Below are 1,004 nucleotides of genomic sequence, written 5' to 3' on the forward strand. Positions count from 1 at the left end.
CCCATTATACGGATCGATGACATTGCCATAGGCATCTTCGGCCATAGCGTTAATCGTTAAGTCGCGTCTCTCTAGATCTTGCTCAAGCGTTACCTCAGGGCTGAAGTCGCAGATAAACCCTTTGTAGCCTTCACCGTGTTTACGTTCAGTACGGGCAAGTGCATATTCTTGTTTAGAGATAGGATGGATAAAAACAGGGAAGTCTGCGCCGACTTGCTGAAATCCCTGTTCCACCATTTGTTCTGGTGTTAAGCCGACAACCACCCAGTCTAGATCTTTGCTTTTAAGGTTGAGGAGGCGGTCTCGGACGGCTCCGCCTACGATGAAATAAGAGTCTGCAGGAAGCAGATTAGAATTTGAATGTGATGACATGTCGCTAGCTTAGCTAAAAGGCGTAGCCAAGACCAACTGTTCCGCCAATTTCTACTTCATTAATCATTGCGGCGGCTTCAATACTGAATCCATGTGGTTGATACAAAAAACCACCCGTTAGAATAGCTTTGTCTTTGGCGGCTTCCGATGTTTGTGCCATGTTGATGCGCATGCCCGCACGGAGGTGAAAGTCGTCTCTTAAAAAATATTCNCCACCGAAACTTAGAAAGCGGGTTAATCCTTCGAAGTCATAGACCTCGTTTTCTGAAAGATCGATATCCATAGTAAGCATGTAGTTTTGGCGGTAATGCGCCACGCCAAACTGATAGAGTGCTTGCACAGCACGAGCTGTGCCGGGATAAGGGCCTGTGCGGCTCGCATTTTCAGGTCTGTATGGTGTGAAATCGGTCGGGATCATGTTCATACCAACAAAAGAGAAAATCCATTCGCCGTCGAGTATCGGACCTGAAAGGCCTAGCTCTTCGCGCATAAAGGATTCGGTCATTAACATTGAGAACCCTAAATCAACATTCCATTCTAAGAAATCACGACTTACCTGTTTGTCTGGTGGGTTGCGTGGGTTATATGTGTTAATACTTTCCGCACGATGTGAACCCCTTATTTCGACTAGC

1 pseudogene is annotated in these 1,004 nt (G+C 46.5%); it reads right to left on the reverse strand.

The window, feature by feature from the left end:
* Positions 1 to 372, reverse strand: a pseudogene (locus A3762_RS25105) (hypothetical protein); the annotation flags it as partial.
* Positions 373 to 1,004: the final 632 nt, after the last annotated feature.

It is taken from the genome of Oleiphilus sp. HI0125 (genome assembly GCF_001635355.1).